This is a genomic window from uncultured Ramlibacter sp., from assembly GCF_936925435.1.
GTDB lineage: Bacteria > Pseudomonadota > Gammaproteobacteria > Burkholderiales > Burkholderiaceae_C > Ramlibacter.
This window is the reverse complement of sequence record NZ_CAKZHQ010000024.1, coordinates 108,421-127,154: the sequence shown is the minus strand read 5'-3', so window position 1 is coordinate 127,154 and position 18,734 is coordinate 108,421. Positions and strand designations below refer to the sequence as shown.

At 69.0% G+C, this 18,734-nt stretch carries 19 protein-coding genes; 11 read left to right on the top strand and 8 right to left on the bottom strand.

The annotated features are described in order from the left end of the window. Positions 1–57: 57 nt before the first annotated feature. The 3 genes from Q0632_RS12885 to Q0632_RS12875 all read right to left on the bottom strand — a co-directional run bounded on the left by Q0632_RS12885 (position 58) and on the right by Q0632_RS12875 (position 2,234). Positions 58–330, bottom strand: a complete 273-nt coding sequence (locus Q0632_RS12885; RefSeq protein ID WP_298930374.1) for a DUF3567 domain-containing protein — start codon at positions 328–330, stop codon at positions 58–60. A gap of 108 nt (positions 331–438) precedes the next feature. Continuing rightward, positions 439–1,461 (bottom strand): DUF3108 domain-containing protein, encoded by a 1,023-nt coding sequence (locus tag Q0632_RS12880; RefSeq protein WP_298930372.1) that lies wholly within the window; start codon positions 1,459–1,461, stop codon positions 439–441. Further along, a complete protein-coding gene (locus tag Q0632_RS12875; RefSeq protein WP_298930368.1) occupies positions 1,458–2,234 on the bottom strand; it encodes an IclR family transcriptional regulator in 777 nt (258 codons plus the stop codon). The genes Q0632_RS12880 and Q0632_RS12875 overlap by 4 nt, the downstream gene beginning before the upstream one ends. A gap of 100 nt (positions 2,235–2,334) precedes the next feature. Between Q0632_RS12875 and Q0632_RS12870 the strand changes: the two genes are divergently transcribed. The 3 genes from Q0632_RS12870 to Q0632_RS12860 all read left to right on the top strand — a co-directional run bounded on the left by Q0632_RS12870 (position 2,335) and on the right by Q0632_RS12860 (position 5,965). Then, a complete protein-coding gene (locus Q0632_RS12870; RefSeq protein WP_298930366.1) occupies positions 2,335–3,372 on the top strand; it encodes a fumarylacetoacetate hydrolase family protein in 1,038 nt (345 codons plus the stop codon). Between the two features lie 240 nt (positions 3,373–3,612). Then, the gene (locus Q0632_RS12865) at positions 3,613–5,499 is read left to right on the top strand and encodes a DUF4214 domain-containing protein (protein WP_298930363.1); all 1,887 of its coding nucleotides are present in this window, start codon (positions 3,613–3,615) and stop codon (positions 5,497–5,499) included. An 85-nt stretch (positions 5,500–5,584) separates the two neighbouring features. After that, on the top strand, positions 5,585–5,965 hold the full coding sequence (locus tag Q0632_RS12860) for a hypothetical protein (RefSeq protein WP_298930360.1): 381 nt from the start codon (positions 5,585–5,587) through the stop codon (positions 5,963–5,965). A 4-nt stretch (positions 5,966–5,969) separates the two neighbouring features. Here the strand turns inward: Q0632_RS12860 and Q0632_RS12855 are convergent, their stop codons facing one another. From Q0632_RS12855 to Q0632_RS12840, 4 genes are all read right to left on the bottom strand, one after another. Beyond that, on the bottom strand, positions 5,970–7,388 hold the full coding sequence (locus Q0632_RS12855) for a trehalose-6-phosphate synthase (RefSeq protein WP_298930357.1): 1,419 nt from the start codon (positions 7,386–7,388) through the stop codon (positions 5,970–5,972). Continuing rightward, complete coding sequence (locus Q0632_RS12850; protein ID WP_298930355.1) at positions 7,388–9,187, bottom strand: glycoside hydrolase family 15 protein; 1,800 nt, start codon at positions 9,185–9,187, stop codon at positions 7,388–7,390. Before Q0632_RS12850 ends, Q0632_RS12855 begins: the two co-directional genes overlap by 1 nt. Further along, positions 9,184–9,927, bottom strand: a complete 744-nt coding sequence (gene otsB / locus Q0632_RS12845) for a trehalose-phosphatase (protein WP_298930352.1) — start codon at positions 9,925–9,927, stop codon at positions 9,184–9,186. The genes Q0632_RS12850 and otsB overlap by 4 nt, the downstream gene beginning before the upstream one ends. 97 nt (positions 9,928–10,024) lie before the next feature. Beyond that, positions 10,025–10,441 (bottom strand): VOC family protein, encoded by a 417-nt coding sequence (locus Q0632_RS12840; RefSeq protein WP_298930349.1) that lies wholly within the window; start codon positions 10,439–10,441, stop codon positions 10,025–10,027. Between the two features lie 81 nt (positions 10,442–10,522). On the opposite strand from Q0632_RS12840, the gene Q0632_RS12835 reads away from it, so the two are divergent. Continuing rightward, entirely contained in the window at positions 10,523–11,413 is an 891-nt protein-coding gene (locus tag Q0632_RS12835) for an amino acid ABC transporter substrate-binding protein (RefSeq protein ID WP_298930346.1), read from the top strand. A gap of 25 nt (positions 11,414–11,438) precedes the next feature. After that, positions 11,439–12,233 (top strand): enoyl-CoA hydratase/isomerase family protein, encoded by a 795-nt coding sequence (locus Q0632_RS12830; RefSeq protein WP_298930343.1) that lies wholly within the window; start codon positions 11,439–11,441, stop codon positions 12,231–12,233. A gap of 4 nt (positions 12,234–12,237) precedes the next feature. Here the strand turns inward: Q0632_RS12830 and Q0632_RS12825 are convergent, their stop codons facing one another. Beyond that, positions 12,238–12,861: a HupE/UreJ family protein gene (locus tag Q0632_RS12825; protein ID WP_298930340.1), complete on the bottom strand. Its 624-nt coding sequence runs from the start codon at positions 12,859–12,861 to the stop codon at positions 12,238–12,240. A 100-nt stretch (positions 12,862–12,961) separates the two neighbouring features. Here Q0632_RS12825 and Q0632_RS12820 point away from each other — a divergent pair, with 100 nt between their 5' ends. From Q0632_RS12820 to Q0632_RS12795, 6 genes are all read left to right on the top strand, one after another. Beyond that, entirely contained in the window at positions 12,962–13,318 is a 357-nt protein-coding gene (locus tag Q0632_RS12820; protein ID WP_298930337.1) for a DUF2946 family protein, read from the top strand. 61 nt (positions 13,319–13,379) lie between these two features. After that, the gene (locus tag Q0632_RS12815; RefSeq protein WP_298930334.1) at positions 13,380–15,704 is read left to right on the top strand and encodes a TonB-dependent receptor; all 2,325 of its coding nucleotides are present in this window, start codon (positions 13,380–13,382) and stop codon (positions 15,702–15,704) included. 11 nt (positions 15,705–15,715) lie between these two features. Next, positions 15,716–16,276 (top strand): YcnI family protein, encoded by a 561-nt coding sequence (locus Q0632_RS12810; protein ID WP_298930331.1) that lies wholly within the window; start codon positions 15,716–15,718, stop codon positions 16,274–16,276. Positions 16,277–16,307: 31 nt separating this feature from the next. Then, positions 16,308–16,775: a copper chaperone PCu(A)C gene (locus Q0632_RS12805; protein ID WP_298930329.1), complete on the top strand. Its 468-nt coding sequence runs from the start codon at positions 16,308–16,310 to the stop codon at positions 16,773–16,775. Positions 16,776–16,840: 65 nt separating this feature from the next. Then, complete coding sequence (locus Q0632_RS12800) at positions 16,841–17,431, top strand: PhaM family polyhydroxyalkanoate granule multifunctional regulatory protein (protein WP_298930326.1); 591 nt, start codon at positions 16,841–16,843, stop codon at positions 17,429–17,431. Further along, positions 17,428–18,687, top strand: a complete 1,260-nt coding sequence (locus Q0632_RS12795) for an FIST C-terminal domain-containing protein (protein WP_298930323.1) — start codon at positions 17,428–17,430, stop codon at positions 18,685–18,687. The genes Q0632_RS12800 and Q0632_RS12795 overlap by 4 nt, the downstream gene beginning before the upstream one ends. The last annotated feature ends 47 nt before the right edge of the window (positions 18,688–18,734 follow it).

Here is an 18,734-nt window from a genome sequence, read left to right as displayed (position 1 = left end):
GCGGAGGCCCCCTCGGGGGGCAGACAACTACACGTAGTGAGTTGGCGTGGGGGCCATTCAGTGCATCACGAGCGGGTTTTGCGCCAGTTCGGCGTAGCCGCCCAATGTTTCTTCGACTTCTTCCTGCGTGGGTGTGTTGGCCTGCCAGGCGGTGATCTGGCGCTGGAAGGCCTCGGCCCAGGTGCCGTCGAGATAGACCTCCTTGTTGGAGCGCTTGTCGACGATCTCGAAGCCATGCCGGGCCAGGCGAGGTGCCGGTTCGCCGTCCACAGGTTCATTGGCCTGCATGTGCACGACGACAAACGAGTCGGAGTCATAGAGCATTTGCATTGTGTACATCCTTCTGCTGCTACAGATAGCAACGTTCGAACCGGTTTCAAGGTGGACCGGTTCGCCATTCCGGACCTCGTATGGAACCCACAGTAGGCCAAAGGATGTCTAAAACCTGTCGGTGGCCGACCACTGCAGGTCCAGCCAATCGCCATTGGCTTGCGTCAGACGCAGGCGCACGGGCACGTAGTCCATGGCGGGAGCCAGCCACAGTTCCACCGTCTGGTCGAACTCCTTGCGCGGGTTGCGCAGCAGCTTGACGGCAGCCAGTGGGCCGCCGGGCAATTGCAGCTCTTCGCTCTCCTGCACGGTGAAGAGCCAGAGCTCCGCATCGCGCGTGCCGGCGGTCTGGATTTCGATGGTGGTGGCGACGGGGTACTTCGCCGGTTCGCCGGCCAGCATGGCGCCCAGTTGCAGCATCACGCTCAGGCGGTCCTGCGCGCCGGCCAGCAGGGGCGCTTCGGGCCGGTTGCTGCTAAAGACGATGCGGCCCCTGTCGCGCTCGAAATGCGCGGCCTCCTCGCTGCGCGCCTTGTCCGAAAAGCGCAGCGGCGCCAGGCCGCTGGCATCGATGCGGCCGGTGCTGCGCTGCACGCGGGTGGGCAGCAGCAAGGTGCTGATCTCCAGCCGGCTGTCGTACTGGCTGCCGTCGTGGCGCCAAACCAGCAGTGCCTTGCCCTGCCACAGGCCGCCGCGCGCCTGGGCCGTGACGGCGTAGCGCAGCTGCACCGAGCCAGGCACGGCAAAGACGCTGGCTGGCGCCGTGCGCTCGCGCAGTGGCGCAGCGCCCGCTGCCGGCGCTGCGGCTTCGGGCGGTGGCAGGGCGTCGGCCGCCACCGGCACCGGCGTTGCCGGCGCTTCCTGCGGCGTGGCTGCTGCCGGCGGGGAGGCTCCTGACGCTATTGATTTTGTAGCTGCCAGCGCCCGTTTGACGGGGGCTACGGGCCGCTTTTCCTCTGGTACGGCGATGGAGGGCGGTGCCGGAGCCTCGATGCTGCGGGTGACCAGGCGCAGCACCGGGGCATCGGCGGGCCGCAAGGCGTCGGGCACGGCGCGCAGGACCAGCAGGTGCGCGGCGGTGACTGCCGCGGTCAGCGCCGCGAACGGACGCCACCGCAGCCCGGAGTTCATCCCGCGTGGCCCAGATCGCTGGAGAGCTGGGACGCCGCCGCGCGCAACGGCGCATCGACCGCGCCGCCCCATGCCGCATCGAAAATGCCATTGGGGCCCAGGGCCACCATGCCCAGCACCATGTGGCCATCGGAGTCGAACACCGGCGCGCAAAAGCCCACGATGCCCGGCAGCAACACGTCGACCACGCGGGCCGCGCCACGCTGGCGCACCTCGTCGAACACCGCACGGGCCTGGGCCAGCGACAAGGGCACATCGCTGCGGCCCTGCTTCTGGGCGCGGGCGATCTCGTCCTTGAGCATGGAGGCGATGGCTTCGCGCGAGGCATGGGCCGCAAAGCAGCGCCCGGTGGCGGATGACAGCAGCGGCATGACGTCGCCCAGGCGCAGGTTCACCGTCACCGCCTGCGGCGACTCTTCCCAGTGCACGATGGTCGGGCCGTGGTTGCCCCAGACCGCCAGGGCCAGGGTATGGCCTATGTCCTGCCTCAGGGCGGCGATGCGCGCGCGCGCCAGCCGCATCGCGTCCAGCCGCGACAGCGAGGCCAGGCCCAGCTTGAGCGCGGCCGGCCCCAGGTCGTAGCGCGTGCCCTCGTCCTGCGCGACCAGTTCCAGCCGCTGGAAGCTGACCAGGTAGCGGTGCGCCTTGGCCGCGCTCATGCCGGCGGCGGCGGCCAGGTCACGCAGCATCAGCGGCCCCGGCGCCTTGGCCAGCACATCGAGCAGGCCGAAGCCGACTTCCACCGACTGGATGCCGGCGCGTTCTTTCGTCATGGGAGGGGACTTCCGCTAGAATTACGATTAGGTAAATTCATTTCACAATGCGTAATGGTCCGGCGGACTGTAGCGCAAGCCCTGATCCGAGGCAATTCCCATGAAGCTTGCGACGTACAAGGATGGTTCGCGCGATGGCCAGCTGGTCGTGGTCTCGCGTGACCTGAGCACGGCCCATTATGCGACCGGCATTGCGGGCAAATTGCAGCAGGCGCTGGACGACTGGGGCTTCATTTCGCCGCAGCTGCAGGACCTGTACGAGGCCTTGAACCGCGCTGGCGACGGCGCCTCGTCCCCGTCCAGGGCGCGCCACGCCTTTCCCTTCGATCCGGCCCAGTGCATGGCACCGCTGCCGCGCGCCTACCAGTGGGTCGACGGCTCGGCCTACATCAACCATGTGGAGCTGGTGCGCGCGGCGCGCAGCAGCGAGGTGCCCCAGACTTTCTACGAAGACCCGCTGATGTACCAGGGCGGCAGCGACGACTTCATCGGCCCCTGCGACGACGTGGTCGTGCCCAGCGAGGCCTTCGGCATCGACTTCGAGGCCGAGATCGCCGTCATCACCGGCGACGTCGCCATGGGCACGTCGCCCGAGCAGGCGCTGGACGGCATCCGCCTGGTGCTGCTGGCCAACGACGTGTCCTTGCGCAACCTGATCCCGGCCGAACTGGCCAAGGGCTTCGGCTTCTTCCAGAGCAAGCCGGCCACGGCCTTCAGCCCTGTGGCCGTCACGCCCGACGAACTGGGCGATGCATGGGAGGGCGGGCGCCTGGCCAACACCTTGCAAAGCAGCTGGAACGGCCGCAAGGTCGGCATGTGCGAGGCCGGCCCGGAGATGACCTTCCACTTCGGCCAGCTGATCGCCCACGTCTGCAAGACGCGCAACGTGCGCGCCGGCAGCATCGTCGGCTCCGGCACGGTGAGCAACAAGGGCGTGACCGGCGCCAACGGCAAGACCGACTGGCCCAAGGGCTACAGCTGCATCGCCGAGAAGCGCGCCATCGAGACCATCCAGGACGGCAAGCCCAGTACGGAGTTCATGCAATTCGGCGACACCATCCGCATCGAGATGAAGGGCAAGGACGGCCAGAGCATCTTCGGCGCCATCGACCAGACCATCGTGCCGCTCAAGGCCTGAGCAGCGCCCTCCATCGCTGGCAGGCAAGGCCTGTCTGGGCCACCATCATGCGAAAACCGGGCGGCCTGATCGGCAGCACCCAGAACGGCATGGTCTACACGCTCTGAGCGGTTGCGGCCAACGCTAGAGCCCGTTGAAAGAGCCAAGGGTTTGGGCTGGGTCATACCCCCTTTTCGGGGGATGTAGCGCTGGCGCATCGGGCCTAGCATGGGCAGACCAACTGTCCAGTAGGAGCGCGCCATGGCATCGCCCACCACCCTGTATGAGTTCTATACCGGCATCGGCGCCGCACTCCCCTCCGTCGCCGCCCGCGCGCAGGTCTTCCAGAACCTGGGGCTGGGCACCGCGTCCGGCTACACCGGCACGGCGGCGCAGAACAACGCCCTGCTGGCGGCCCTGACCCAGAAATCCGAGACCCCGCCGCCACCTCCGGCGCCTCCCGTGCCTGCCCCGGCGCCGGCCGCGCCGGCCCCCGCACCCTCGCCCGTGGCGCCGGACGGCAGCGGCCTGGTCTTGAACGGCTCGGCCGACGCGCTGGCGGTGATCGAGCAGTACCGCGACGTGCTGCAAAGCGTGACCATTGCCGATGTCAAGTCCGCCTTTGGCCCGGAGACCATCGGCGCTCTCCTCAACATGGGCGGCGTGACGTCCTCGGACATCTCCGCCACCCAGGCTTGGCTCAATGGCTTCTCGTCTTCGGCCACCATGTACGACGTGCTCAAGCAGGTCCTCACCAACAGCGGGGGCGGCGACGCAGGCACGCCCGCTCCTGCGCCCAGTCCGGCGCCCGCGCCGGCCGGCTACACCGGCTCGGTGCCCACGCCGGCCTCCTGGGGCGGGCAGGCCGGAAGCGGCGGCAACAGCGTGAGCGTCAGTTCGCCGGTTTATGCACTGGACGATGGTGGCAGCTGGAGCCTGCCAGGCAGCGGCCCCAGCTTGGCGGACACCGCCCGCTTCCTCGCCGGCCAGGGCCTGGGCGCGTTGTACGACGGCGCCAGCGAGGCGCTCAGCGACCACATCGTCGAAAACGTGGTGCGGCCGCAGATGCCCACCCCTCTGTTCAACACGCTCATGGCCGGTTACGACGCCATCCAGAGCGGCCTGAGCATCAAGGGCATGGTCACGCGGCTGTCCGACCGCGTCTTCCACGCCATCGACAACATCACCGTGGAAGGCGGCAACGCCGACCTGGCCGAACTGGACGACGCAGTCAACGATTTCCGGGACGAGGCCAACGACCTGGCCCTCAGCCGCATCGGCACCACCGGCGAATTCCTCAGCAACGCCATGGGCCGGGTGCGCCTGTTCATGGAGTGGCGCGGCGGCCAGTCCGCGCAATCGGACGACGGCCATGGCCTGCCGCTGGCGCAATCGGGTTCGGTGGCGTTGAAGATGCAGAGCGCCGACGTCGCCTTCACGGCCGCCGTCGGCGCACGCGTCTCGGTGTTCGCTGCGTCAGGCGGCGACCAGCTGACCGGCGGCAGCGGCAGTGACTCCCTGGTCGGCCGGGCCGGCAACGACACGCTCAACGGCGGCGCGGGTAACGACATGCTGGCCGGGGGAGGTGGGCACAACACGCTGGACGGCGGCACCGGCCGCGACACGGCGCTCTTCGAGCATGCGCTCAGCGCCTGGACAGTGCAGAGCAGCGGCTCAGGCTGGACCGTGACGTCCAGGTCCGACGCCTCCAACACCACCACCCTGGCCGGCATCGAGCGCATCGCTTTCACTGGCGGCGGCATCGCCCTGGACACCGACGGCAACGGCGGCATGGCCTACCGGCTCTACCAGGCGGCCTTCAACCGCACGCCCGACCAGGGCGGCCTGGGCTACCAGATGACCGCGCTGGACAACGGCCTGGACATCGCCCAGGTGGCGGCCAACTTCATCGCCAGCCCGGAATTCCAGACCACCTACGGCAACCTGGACAACGCGCGCTTCGTCACCCAGCTGTACCAGAACGTGCTGCACCGCGCGCCCGACGAGGGCGGCCTGGCTTTCCACACCGGCAACCTGGCCAGCGGCGCCAACACCCGGGCCAACGTGCTGGTGGGTTTCTCTGAATCGCCGGAAAACCAGGCGGCCCTGATCGGCAGCATCCAGAACGGCATGGTCTACACGCTCTGAACGGTACGGCCAGAGCATCGCAGCGCTCCAGGTCTAGGGCTTTCGTCCCATGGCATGCCGGCCCGCGGCTGTCCAGCATAGCGACATGCCATCCAACATCCAGATCGTCCGTTCTCCCGATTTCCTGCGGGTGCGCTCCGATGGCCGCGCCGACCTCGAGGCGGGCAAGAAACTGCTGGCCGGAATCGCCGAGGCTGCGCTGCGGCTGGACGACTACTGCCTGATGGTGGACATGCGCGACACCAGCGGCCAGCTCTCGCCGGACGACCAGCTCGAGCTGGCCGGCTCGCTGCTGCGCTACGGTGGGACCTTCCTGCACAAGACGGCCATCCTGTGCCCGCGTGAGCGTTTCGACCATGCGCGCTTTTTCAGCATGCTGGCGGGCAACCACGGGTTCCGGCGGATCCGGGCGTTCTTCGACTACGAGGTCGCCATGGAGTGGCTTCTGGACCCCACCATCGACTGAGCTGCTACAGCCGCAGCCAGGGCGTGCCGCGCTCCTCGGCCTGGGCCTGGCGCAAGGTGCCCAGGAAGCTGTCGCACCACCAGTGCACGTCGTAGCGGCGGCAATTCTCCAGCATGGTCTGGTGGCGCGCGCGGCGCTCTTCCAGCGGCATCACCAGGGCCAGATGGATGGCCGCGGCCGTGGCCTCGGCGTCGTAGGGATTGACCAGCAGCGCGTCCTTCAGCTGTTCGGCGGCGCCGGCAAAACGCGACAGCACCAGCACGCCGGGGTCCAGCGGGTCCTGCGCCACCACGAACTCCTTGGCCACCAGGTTCATGCCATCGCGCAGCGGCGTCACCAGGGCCACAGCGCTGGCGCGGTACAGGCCGGGCAGTCGGGCGCGCGCCACCGTGCGGTGCATGTAGCGCACCGGCATCCAGTCGAGCTCGCCGAAGTTGCCGTTGATCGAGCCGCACAGGCTTTCCAGCTCGTGCAGGATGTCGCTGTAGGCGCTGACGTCCTCGCGGCTGGGCGAGGCGATCTGGATCAGCGTGGCGCTGTTGCGCGTCTCCGGGTAGGCCGTGAGCAGCTGGCGGAAGGCCCGCATGCGCTGCGGCAGGCCTTTCGAATAGTCCAGCCGGTCCACCCCCACCAGCAGCTTGCGGCGCGAGTATTCTTTCTTCATGCGCTCGTGCATCTCGCGGCCTTCCGGGGCGTCGGCCAGGGCGGTGAACTCCTCGACATCGATGCCGATCGGGTAAGCCCCTGCATGCAGCGTGCGGTTGAAGACGCGCCAGCGGCCCTCGCCCAGGTCCTGCGCGCCGGCCTCGGCCTCGATGTAGCGGCAAAAGTGCTCGTGGTCGGCGCTGCTCTGGAAACCCACCAGGTCGTACGAGCACAGGCCGCGCACCAGCCAGTCATGGCCGGGGATGGCCGCCAGGATCAGTGGCGGCGGCAACGGGATGTGCAGAAAAAAGCCGATGCGGTTGGTGCAGCCCAGCGCGCGCAGCTCCGCCGCCAGCGGGATCAGGTGGTAGTCGTGGATCCACAGCACGTCATCGGGCTGCAGCAGGGGTAGCAGCTTGCGCGCGAACAGCTGGTTGACGCGCCGGTAGCCGGCGATGTAGCCGGCATCGAAGTCCGCCAGGTCCAGGCGGTAATGGAAGACCGGCCACAGCACGCCGTTGGAGTAGCCCAGGTAGAAGGCGTCGTGGTCCTCGCGGCACAGATCCACCGTCACCAGCTTGACCGGCCCAGCCTGGTGGCTGTGGACCTCGCCCTCGCCGGGCAGGCCGCCGTCGGCCGCCTCGACCACCTTGCCGCTCCAGCCGAACCACAGGCCGCCGGTGTTGCTCAACACCTCGGCCAGCGCCACGGCCAGGCCGCCGGCCGCGGTCTTGCGCGGGTCGGCAACGCGGTTGGAAACAACGACGAGCCGTGACATCAGATCACCGAATCCCAGGGGGCCGACAGACGCACAGCGGCGTTGATCAGGCCGACCATGGAATAGGTCTGCGGGAAGTTGCCCCACATCTCGCCGGTGACCGGGTGCGTGTCCTCGGACAGCAGGCCCAGCGGATTGCGGCTCTTGAGCATCACCTCGAAGATCTCGCGCGCCTGGGCCTTGCGGCCAATGCGCGCGAGAGCGTCGATGCGCCAGAAGGTGCAGATGTTGAAGGCCGTCTCGGGCTTGCCGAAGTCGTCCGGCGCCTCGTAGCGCCGCATGTAGGGGCCGTCGCACAGCGATTTTTCCAGCGCGTCGATGGTGGCGATGAAGCGCGCGTCGTTGGGGTCGATGAAGCCGACCTCCGCCATCAGCAGCACACTGGCGTCCAGGTCGCGCCCGCCGAAGCTCTCGGCAAAGGCCTGGCGCTCGTCGCTCCAGGCTTCACGCAGGATGCGCTCGCGGATCATGTCGGCGCGCTCGCGCCAGTAGCGGATGCGCTCGGGCAGCTGCAGGGATGCCGCCACCTTGGCCAGGCGGTCGCAGGCGGCCCAGCTCATGAGAGCCGACGAGGTGTGGATGCGCGCGCGCGTGCGCAGCTCCCACATGCCGGCGTCGGGCTGGTCGTAGACCCGGAAGGCCTGCTCGCCCACTGCCTCGAAGTGGACGAACTCGGCGCGGCCGGCGCGGCGAAACAGCCGCTGGTCGTGGAAGGCCTGCGCGGCGCCCAGGATGATGTTGCCGTAGACGTCGTGCTGGAAATGCTCCTGCGCCTGGTTGCCCACCCGCACCGGGCCCTGGCCGCGGTAACCGGGCAGGTGGCCCAGGATGGCCTCGGGCAGCTGCTCCTCCTGGCCGATGCCGTACAGCGGCTGGATATGGCCGCCGCCGGAGCGCACCACCACGTTGTTGAGCCAGCGCAGGTAGTCCTCCATGGTGCCGACCTCGGAAATGCTGTTGAGGGCCCGCACCACGAAGAAGGCGTCGCGCAGCCAGCAGTAGCGGTAGTCCCAGTTGCGCCCGCTGCCCGGCGCTTCCGGGATGCTGGTGGTCATGGCCGCGACGATGGCGCCGGTGTCCTCGAACAGCGAGAGCTTGAGCGTGATGGCGGCGCGGATCACCGCCTCCTGCCATTCCAGCGGCAGCGCCAGGGCGCGGGTCCAGGCCTTCCAGTAGCTGGCCGTGTCCTGCTCGAAGGCGCGCGCCGTCTCGCCGATGCCGCCCATCAGGGTCTCGTCCGGCCCCAGGATGAAGTCCATCGCCCGGTCGATGACGAACCAGGTCTGGGCTAGCAGGTAGTTCAGCGGCGCGTCGGTGGTCACGCGCAGCACGTCGCGCCCGCCCACGTAGCGGATGTGGTGGCTGCCCTGCGTCACGTCGGGCACGATGCGGCCCCAGTCGAAGCGCGGCTGCAGCAGCACCCGCATGCGCGGCGTGCCGGACAGCACGCGCAGGCGCCGCACCAGGGTCAGGGGACGGAACATGCGGTCGCGGCTGGAAAAGCGCGGCGCGAAGTCCGTGATCTCGATGCCCTGGCCGCGGCTGTCCCACAGCCGGGTGCGCAAGATGGCGGTGTTGGGCTCGTAGGCCTGCTCGCTGCGCGCAAAGTCCTCCAGCTCGAAGGCCCACAGGCTGCCGTTGGCGCTGGGGTCGAGCAAGGTGTTGAAGACCGGGTCGCCGTCAAAGCGCGGCAGGCAGCACCAGACGATGCGGGCCCGCTCGTCGATCAGCGCGCTGTAGGCGCAGTTACCGATCAGGCCCAGGTTCAGGGAGGGCGCCGCCGGCGCAGCTTGTGTCATGCGATGGCCTTTCCGCCGCGCAGGACGACGGCGTTTTCCAGTTCCAGGCGCATGGCCTCAGGGCTGGCCAGGCGCTGCCAGGCGGTGGTTGAGCCCTCACCCACCTTCACGCCCAGGCCGCCCAGGCGCTGCACGGTGGCGAAGCCGACCTCGTCGGTGATGTCATCGCCGACAAACAGCGGCGTGCGGCCGGCAAACGGGGCCTCGCGCAAAAAGGCCTCGATCGCCTTGTCCTTGCTGGCGCCGGCGGGCTTGGCCTCGGCCACCATCTTGCCGCGCAGCAGGGTCAGGCCAGGGGTCTGCTCCACCGCGGCCTGCATGGCGTCCAGGCAAAGCCCTTCCAGTTCCGGCGCCTGCCGGTAGTGCAGGGCGATCGAGCCGCGCTTGGTCTCGACCCGCAGCGCCGGATGGCGCGCCGCCAGCGCCCGCGCCACCACTTCCACCTCCTGCATGTCCACGATGGGCAGGTGCACGGTCTGGCCATCGGCGCCGCGCCGCTCGGCCCCGTGCACGCCTGCCGCCGGCAGCACAAGCGGCGCCAGGAAGCTGTCGATCTGGCTGATGGGGCGGCCGCTGACCACCGCCACCGCGCCGTCCAGATAGCTGTGCAAGGCCTGCAAGGTCGCGCGCAAGCGCGCGGGCACGACCACGGCCTCAGGCTGCGGCGCGATGTCCACCAGGGTGCCGTCGAAATCCAGGAACAGGGCACAGGAGGGGCAGAGCAGGTCCGTGAGAGTCATGGACACTGACCGTAGCAAGGACTGCCGGCCGACGCCAGACGCGAGGCCCGCGTGATGCGGTAGGACGCCGCCTACAGCCCGATGGGCAAAAGCAGACTCAGCTTTGGTACAGGGCGGCCAGTGAGGCGAAGCCCTTGATCTCAATCGGGTTGCCGAAGGGGTCGCAGAAGAACATGGTCCATTGCTCGCCCGGCTCGCCCGGGTAGCGGACCTGCGGTTCCAGCACGAAGGCGGTGCCGGCGTCCTTCAGGCGCTGCGCCATCGCCTGCCAGGTTGGCAGTTCCAGTACCAGGCCGAAGTGCGGCATGGGCACCAGGTGCTCGCCGACGTGGCCGGTGCGCTCGGTCTTGAAGGGCTGGCCAAGGTGCAGGGACAGCTGGTGGCCGAAAAAGTCGAAGTCGACCCAGGTGGCGGTGCTGCGGCCCTCGGTGCACCCCAGGACGCCGCCATAGAAGCGGCGCGCCTCGTCAAGATCTGTGACGTTGAAGGCTAAATGAAACAGGCTGTTGTTCATGGGGGAAGCTTAACGCGGACGATCCAAGGTGCGCTTGCCCAATGGATGAGCCTGCCCAAGAATGGGGCCAGGAGGCTTTTCATGACCCTGCATTCCAGAATTTCCGGTTTGGCCCTTGCCCTGACTGCGACCTGCGCAGCCCTGCTGCCGGCCACCGCCGGCGCGCAGCAGGACGCGCTCAAGCGGATCGCCCAGCGCAGCCAGATCAACATCGGCTACTCCGAAGGCTCGCCGCCGTTTTCCTTCAAGGACGACAAGGGCCGGCCGGCCGGCTACAGCATCGATTACTGCATGATGATCGTCGAGCACCTGCGCCAGGAGGTGGGCAAGGACAAGCTGCGGCTGAACATGGTGCCGGTGTCGACCGACCAGCTGCCCCGGCTGGTGGGCACCGGTGCGGTCGACCTGATGTGCGCCGGCGTCTCCGACACGCCCGAGCGCCGCACCACCATGGGCTTCTCGCAACCCATCTTCATCTCCGACGTCAAGCTGCTGGTGCGCGCCAAGGACGGCTACAAGTCGGCCGCCGATCTCAAGGACAAGCATGTGGCCGTGCTGGGCCGCACCACCACCGAGCCGGCGCTCAAGGCCTACACCCAGCGCACCGGCGTGGCGCTGCAGCCCTCGCGCGTGGTCACGGTCGATGCGGCGCTCAGCCAGCTGCGCCTGGGCAATGCCGAAGCCTGGGCGCGCGACGAGATCCTGCTGCTGGGCGTGCTGGCGCGCCAGGCCGACAAGCAGAACTTCGTCCTGCTGCCCGACAGCTTGGCCAGCGAGACCATCGCCATCGCCCTGCCGCGCGACGCCGGCCTGCAGCGGGTGGTCGACCAGGCCATGGCCCTGGCCGTGCGCTCGGGCCGGGCCGATGCGCTGTACGAGACCTGGTTCGTCAAGCCCAGCCGCGCGGCGCCGCAGGGCCTGAACCTGCCCAAGTCGGTGGCACTGAAGGCGGAGTTCGACCGCCTGCGCTAGGGTCTGTTGGGCCTAAACTGGCGCGATGGATTACAGCCGCTACCAGACCCTTGCCATCAGCCGCCGCGGGCCCAACGACGCGGTGCTGGACATCCAGATGAAGGCCTTGAACGGCAAACTGCCGACGGCCGGCCACGTGGGGCACCGCGAGCTGGCCGCCATCTGGCGCGATGTGGGCGAGGACGAGACGGTGCGCTGCGCCGTGCTGCGCGGCGAGGGCCTGGGCTTTTCCGGCGGTGGCGACCTGGCCTTGGTGCAGGACATGGCCGACGACTTCGAGGTGCGCAGCCGGGTCTGGAAGGAAGCGCGCGACCTGGTCTACAACATCATCAACTGCGACAAGCCCATCGTCAGCGCCTTGCACGGACCGGCCGTGGGCGCCGGCCTGGTGGCGGGCCTGCTGGCCGACATCTCGATCGCCAGCAAGAGCGCCAAGATCGTCGACGGCCACACCCGGCTGGGCGTGGCGGCGGGCGACCACGCGGCCATCGTCTGGCCCCTGCTGTGCGGCATGGCCAAGGCCAAATACCACCTGCTGCTGTGCGAGCCGGTCAGCGGCCTGGAGGCCGAGCGCATCGGCCTGGTGTCGCTGGCGGTGGAAGAAGGCGAGCTGCTGGCCAAGGCCTACGAGGTGGCCGACGCTCTGGCCCTGGGCTCGCAAAGCGCGATCCGCTGGACCAAGTACGCGCTGAACAACTGGCTGCGCCAGGCGGGCCCGTCCTTCGACACCTCGCTGGCGCTGGAATTCATGGGCTTTGCCGGGCCCGATGTGAAGGAAGGCGTCGCCTCCTTGCGCGAGCGCCGCGCGCCCAAGTTCTGAGCGTTCAGACCAGGGCGGGCGCGCCCAACAGCAACCAGGCGCCGGCCGCGGCGATCGCCGCGCCACCGGCACGCAGGGCCAGCGCACCGCGCGGCGCCGCTTGCAACAGGCCGATGGCCACACCCATGGCGTGCAGCGCGAAGGTCGCGACGAGGAAGCCCGCACCATAGGCCAGCGGATCGACATTGGCCGGCAGTTCGGCGCCGTGGGCGAAGCCGTGCAGCACGCCAAAGACTGCGACCAGGCCCAGGGCCACCGCAGCCGGCGCGCGCCAGGCGCTGAGGAGGGCCAGGCCCAGCACGATCACCGAAGCGGCAATGCCCGGCTCAATGGCCGGCAGACTGACGCCGGCCATGCCCAGTGCGGCACCGGCCGCCATCAGCAGCGCAAAGGCCAGAGGCAGGGCCCAGGCTCTGGGCCGGCCCTGGGTGGCGGCCCAGATGCCCACGGCCAGCATGGCCAAAAGGTGGTCCAGGCCGGCGAAAGGGTGCTGCACGCCGGTCATGAAGCCACCGATCCCGGGTCCATCGTGGCCCGGATGGGCGTAGGCCGCCGCAGCCAGGCACAGCAGCAGCGCGCCGGCCGGCAGCTTGCGCAGGATGGAAAGAGAACGGGAAGCTTGGGTCATGGCATCTCCAGGGTTTGCCAACGATTATCGCCAAGCCGTGGCGCCATCGCCATACGCCGGATGGCGGCGGTCCGGTGGCGCTTGGCCGATAATCCAGACCATGCAAGCCCTGCGCAACGCCTCCTTCCTCGCTCGCCTCGTGCTGGCCTGGTTCGCGTTGTCTATCGGCGTGGCGCTGGCTTCACCCCTGGTCCAGCCCCAGTCCATGGAGCTGATCTGCTCGGGCGCCGGCGCCATGAAGCTGCTGCTCAAGGACGCCGACGGCGGCCAGTCCCAGCCCAGCCCCACGCTGGACTGCCCGCTGTGCGCGTCGGTGGCGCCCGCGCCAGTGGCCGCGGCCATGCCAGCGGCGCAGCCGCTGGGCCTGGCGCTGCAATCCCTCCCTGCCGCCCACATCGCGGCGCGCACCGCGGTCCCGCCACCGGGCCGCGGCCCACCCCTGTTTGCTATCACTTAAATAGCGCCTGAAGTCCGTTTCACGGGGCTTCAGGCTGTTTTTGTAGCAAGCAGGAGCTCTCTTGGTCCGCACCCGCCTCGCCCTGGCCCTGGCCATGGCGTTCCCCTTTTCCGGCCTGGCGCAGGACGCGCCGGCCCGCGCCCTGGGCGTGGTCACCGTCACCGGCGGCCAGCCCACCTCGCTGCCCACGCAGATCCCCACCACCATGGAGGGCATCACGCGCGAGCAGATCGAGCAGACCATCAATGCCAACGACAGCGAGGACGCGCTCAAGTACCTGCCCAGCCTGCTGGTGCGCAAGCGCTACACCGGCGACTACAACCACGCCGTCCTGTCCAGCCGCGCCTCGGGCACAGGCAACAGCGCGCGATCAGCCGTCTATGCCGACGGCATCCTCTTGTCCAACTTCCTGGGCAACGGCGTCGGCGGCCTGGGCTTTCCGCCGCGCTGGGGCATGGTCACGCCCGAGGAAATCGAGCGGGTCGATGTGATGTACGGCCCCTTCTCCGCCGCCTACCCGGGCAACTCGGTCGGCGCGGTGGTCGACTACGTGACGCGCATGCCCACCCAGTTCGAGGCCCATGGCAAGGTCGGCTATGTTTCACAGCCCTTCGCGCTGTACAACACCGACGCCACGTACCGCAGCCGGCAGGCCAGCGCCTCGGTGGGCAACCGCGCCGGCAGCGAAGGCCAGTGGGCCTGGTTCCTCAACTTCAACCACAGCGACAGCCAGAGCCAGCCGCTGACTTTCGCCACCCGGCTGGTCAGCACGGGCACGCCAGGGACGGCCGGCACGCCGGTCACCGGCGCCGTGGCGGAGCGCAACACGGCCAATGCGCCCATCTGGGTGCTGGGCACGGGCACGCAGTACCACACGCAGCAGGACCACATCAAGGCCAAGCTGGCCTACGACCTCTCGCCGGTCGTGCGCGCGGCCTACACCTTCGGCCTGTGGCAAAACGAGTCGCAAGGCCGGCCGGTCTCCTACCTGCGCAATGCCGCAGGCCAGAGCGTGAGCAGCGGCACGATCAACATCGATGGCCGCTCCTATGCCGCCTTGACGGGCGGCGACTTCGCGCTGACCGACGAACGTCTCACGCACTTCATGCACGGCCTGTCGGTCAAGAGCCACGGCAAGGGCGTGTTCGACTGGGAGGTGGCGGCCAGCCTGTACGGCTACGGCAAGGACGAGAAGCGCCAGAACGGCCTGGCCAACAGCTTGCCGGCGGCGGCCAGCGGCGGCGCCGGGACCATCGCCGACGGCCAGGGCACGGGCTGGAACAACCTGGCGCTCAAGGGCATCTGGCGGCCCCAGGGCCCGCAGGGCGCGCACGCAGTGGACTTCGGCTGGCAGCGTGACAGCTACAAGCTGGCCTATCTCACGTCCAACATCCCCGGCGACTACCTCAGCGACGGCGCCGGCCCTGTGGCCAGCGACGTCGGCGGCCGCGCCCTGCTGCAAAGCCTGTATGCGCAGGACGCCTGGGCCTTCGCGCCGCGCTGGAAGGCGGTGCTGGGCGGCCGCGCCGAATGGTGGACGGCCAGCGATGGCCACACCCGTATCCCCGGCGCGGGCGTGAACACCCAGTGGGGCGAGCGCGAGGAATTTTTCGTCTCGCCCAAGGCGGCGCTGTCCTGGCAGTGGTTGCCCGACACGGTGCTCAAGGCCTCGGCCGGGCGGGCCGTGCGCATGCCCACCGTGAGCGAACTGTACGGCGGCACCTCGACCACCAACGCCCAGTACATCAACGATCCGGACTTGCAGCCGGAAAAGTCCTGGACCGGCGAACTGAGCGCCGAGAAAGACCTGGGCAAGGGCCTGCTGCGCCTGACCTTCTTTGCCGAGGACACGCGTGATGCGCTGTACGCCCAAACCACGTTCGATGCCGCAGCCAACCGCAACGTCAGCCGGGTGCAGAACGTCGGGCGTATCGCAACGCAGGGCCTGGAACTGGCCTACAACGGCAGCGGCATCTGGCTGGCCGGACTCGATCTGAGCGGCAGCCTGACCTATGCCGACTCGGTGATCAAGGAGAACGCCGGCTTTGTCAGCGTGCCGGGCGACACCATCGGCAAGCGCCAGCCCAACATCCCCAAGTGGCGCGCGTCCGCCCTGGCCAGCTACCGCTGGGACGCGCAATGGACGACCAGCCTGGGCGCGCGCTACAGCGGCCAGCAGTACCGCACGCTGGACAACAGCGACGTCAACGGCTTCACCTACATGGGCGTCAGCAAGTACTTCAGCATGGACCTGCGCGCTCGCTACCAGGTCAACCGCCATGTCAGCGCCGCCTTCGGCATCGACAACCTGAACAACGCCACCTACTGGAATTTCCACCCCTACCCCCAGCGCAGCTACACGGCCGAACTGAAGGTCGATCTTTGAAAGGCACAAAAATGCAGCAACTGACTATCAAATTGAGAGCAATCCAGGTCCTGTTGACGGGAGCTGCGGCCCTGTTTGGCAATGCACAGGCGCACGTGGTGCTGGACTACCAGGTGGCGCCGGCCGGCAGCAGCTACAAGGCCAGCTTCAAGGTCGGCCACGGCTGCGGCGCCTCGGCCACCCGCCAGTTCACGGTGGAGATCCCGGCCGGCGTGCGCGGCGCGCGCCCCATGCCCAAGCCGGGCTGGACGCTGGAGCTGCAGCGCGAGAAGCTGGCCCAGCCCTATCTGAGCCATGGGCGCGAAGTGGCCGAGGACGTGGTGCGCATCACCTGGACGGCCAGAACCGCGGACTACGCTTTGGCCAGCGCCCACTACGACGAGTTCGTGCTCGTCGCCACGGTGCCGCAGCAGCCCGGCCCGCTGTACTGGCCGGTGCGCCAGGTCTGCGAGCAAGGCCGGATCGACTGGGTCGAGCAGCCACAGCCGGGCCAGAAGCTCTCGGACCTGAAGTCCCCTGCCGCCCTGCTGGAGATTCTTCCCGGCACTGGCGCCGGCGCCCACCAGCACTGACACTCTCACCATCGAAAGCAAGGCCCACACCATGACCCTCCTGCACAAACTGAGCAAGCTCGCCGCAGCCTCCCTCTTGCTGGCGTCCACCGCCTGGGCCCAGGCCCCTGCCGTCAAGGTCGAGGGCGCCTGGGCCCGCGCCAGCGTCCAGGGCCAGAAGGGCACGGGCGCCTTCATGAAACTCACCGCCGCCGAACCCATGGTGCTGCTGGGCGTGTCCTCGCCAGCGGCCGGCGTGAGCGAGGTGCACGAGATGAAGATGGACGGCGACGTGATGCGCATGCGCGCCGTGGCGCAGCTGGAGCTGCCGGCCGGCCAGGCCGTGGAGCTCAAGCCCGGCGGCTACCACGTGATGCTGATGGACCTGAAGGCGCCCCTGGCCAAGGACGCCAGCGTGCCGCTAACCCTGCGCCTGCGCAACGCCAGGGGCGTGGAAAGCAGACTCGATCTGGTGCTGCCTGTTGCGGCAAGTGCACCGGCGGGGCCGCACAAGCACTGAATGGCATGGCGCCGCGCGCTCCTTGGGGTAAGCTGTCAGCAGCGAGTCAACACGGAGGCGCGGCCATGAGCGACAACGAGAATTTCGGCTTCGGCAAGTTCGTTCCCGGGTTCGACTTCCTGCAGAACATCGCCAAAGGCGCGTCGCAGACCCTGCCGCAGATGCCCAACCTGTCCCACTGGGTCGCGCCCACCCTCAACGTCGAGGAGCTGGACAAGCGCATCGAGGAGCTCAAGGCCGTGCACTTCTGGCTGGACCAGAACGGCAAGGCCCTGGGCGCCACCATCCAGGCGCTGGAGGTCCAGAAGATGACCCTGGCCACGCTCAAGGGCATGAACTTCAGCATGGCCGACGTGGCCAATGCGCTCAAGCTCAAGGCCGGTGAGAAGCCCGCTGCCAAGGCTTCTACCAAGACTGCTGCCGGCGACGGCCAGGCCGGGTCCGTGGTCGACCCGCTGCAGTGGTGGGGCGCACTGACCCAGCAGTTCCAGGAGATCGCCGCCGGCGCGCTCAAGGACGTGGCCGGCAAGACCCCCGTCGACACCGCCAAACACGTGGCCACCGGCGTTGCCAAGGAGGCCGTCAAGGCCCCGAAGCGGGGCGTCGCAGTCGCGGCCCGCAAGACGCCGGCCAAGAAGGCAGCACGCAAGCCATGAAGCTGTTTCCCTTCGGCCATGCCACCCATCCGCAATGGCCGATGGCGGCCGCTCTGGTGCTGGCCCAGCTGCGCGCGCAGATGGCCCTGCCCGATTACGCCTCCAGCCCCACGCTGGGACTGCTGTACATCACCGACCACTACGCGCCCCAGGCCCAGGACATCCTGGAGCACCTGGGCGCCGAGCTGCCCGAGATCACCGACTGGTCCGGCACGGTGGGCGTGGGCATCGCGTCGAGCAACGTCGAGTACTTCGATGAGCCGGCCCTGGCGGTGATGCTGTGCGCCCTGCCGGGCCACCAGTACCGCGTGTTCTCCGGCGTGGCGCCGCTGGGCGTGGGCGAGGGCATGGGCTTCGAGCCCCACACGGCCCTGGTCCATGCGGATGCGGCGACGCCCGAACTGGCCGACCTGATCGGCGAGATGGCGGGCCGCACCGCCACCGGCTACCTGTTCGGCGGCCTGGCCTCCGGGCGCAGCGATGCGGTGCAGTTCGCCATCGGCGGCAACGGCAACATCCGCGGCCAGGGCGCGGCCAGCGGCGTGTTCCGCGGCGGCCTGTCGGGCGTGGCCTTCGGCGAGGAAGTGGCCCTGGTCTCGCGCGTGACCCAGGGCTGCCAGCCCATCGCGCCGCAACGCATCGTCAGCGCCGCCGAGGGCAACGTCATCACCGGGCTGGACGGCCAGCCGGCGCTGGACGTGTTGCTGGCCGACCTGAAGATCTCGCTGGACCAGCCGCAGGAGGCGATGGCGGCGCTGCGCGCCACCCTGGTGGGACTGACCGACGCCGCCAGCGATGCCGTCGGCCGCACCGGCAGCTTCGGCGCCGACGTGGTGGTGCGCCACATCATCGGCCTGGACCCGGCGCGCCGCGGGGTGGCGATCGCCGACAAGGTGGAGCCGGGCATGCGCATGGCTTTCTGCCGGCGCGACGCCCAGGCCGCCCGCGCCGACCTGGTGCGCATCTGCGCCGAGATCCGCGAGGAGCTCGAGCCCGAAGAACTGCCGCTGCCGGTGGCCGTGGCCCTGGCCGCACCCGAAGCGCAGGCCGCGCCCAACGTCGCGCGGCGCATCGCCGGCGCCATCTACGTTAGCTGCGCAGGCCGCGGCGGCCCGCACTTCGGCGGCCCCAGCGCGGAGCTGCAGATCGTGCGCCGGGCCCTGGGCGACGTGCCGCTGGTGGGCTTTTTTGCCGGCGGCGAGATCGCCCGCGACCACCTGTACGGCTACACTGGCGTCCTCACTGTGTTCCGGTAGCCCGCATGACACGCGCGTCTTCAAAACGTGTGCCAGGGATCTGGCAT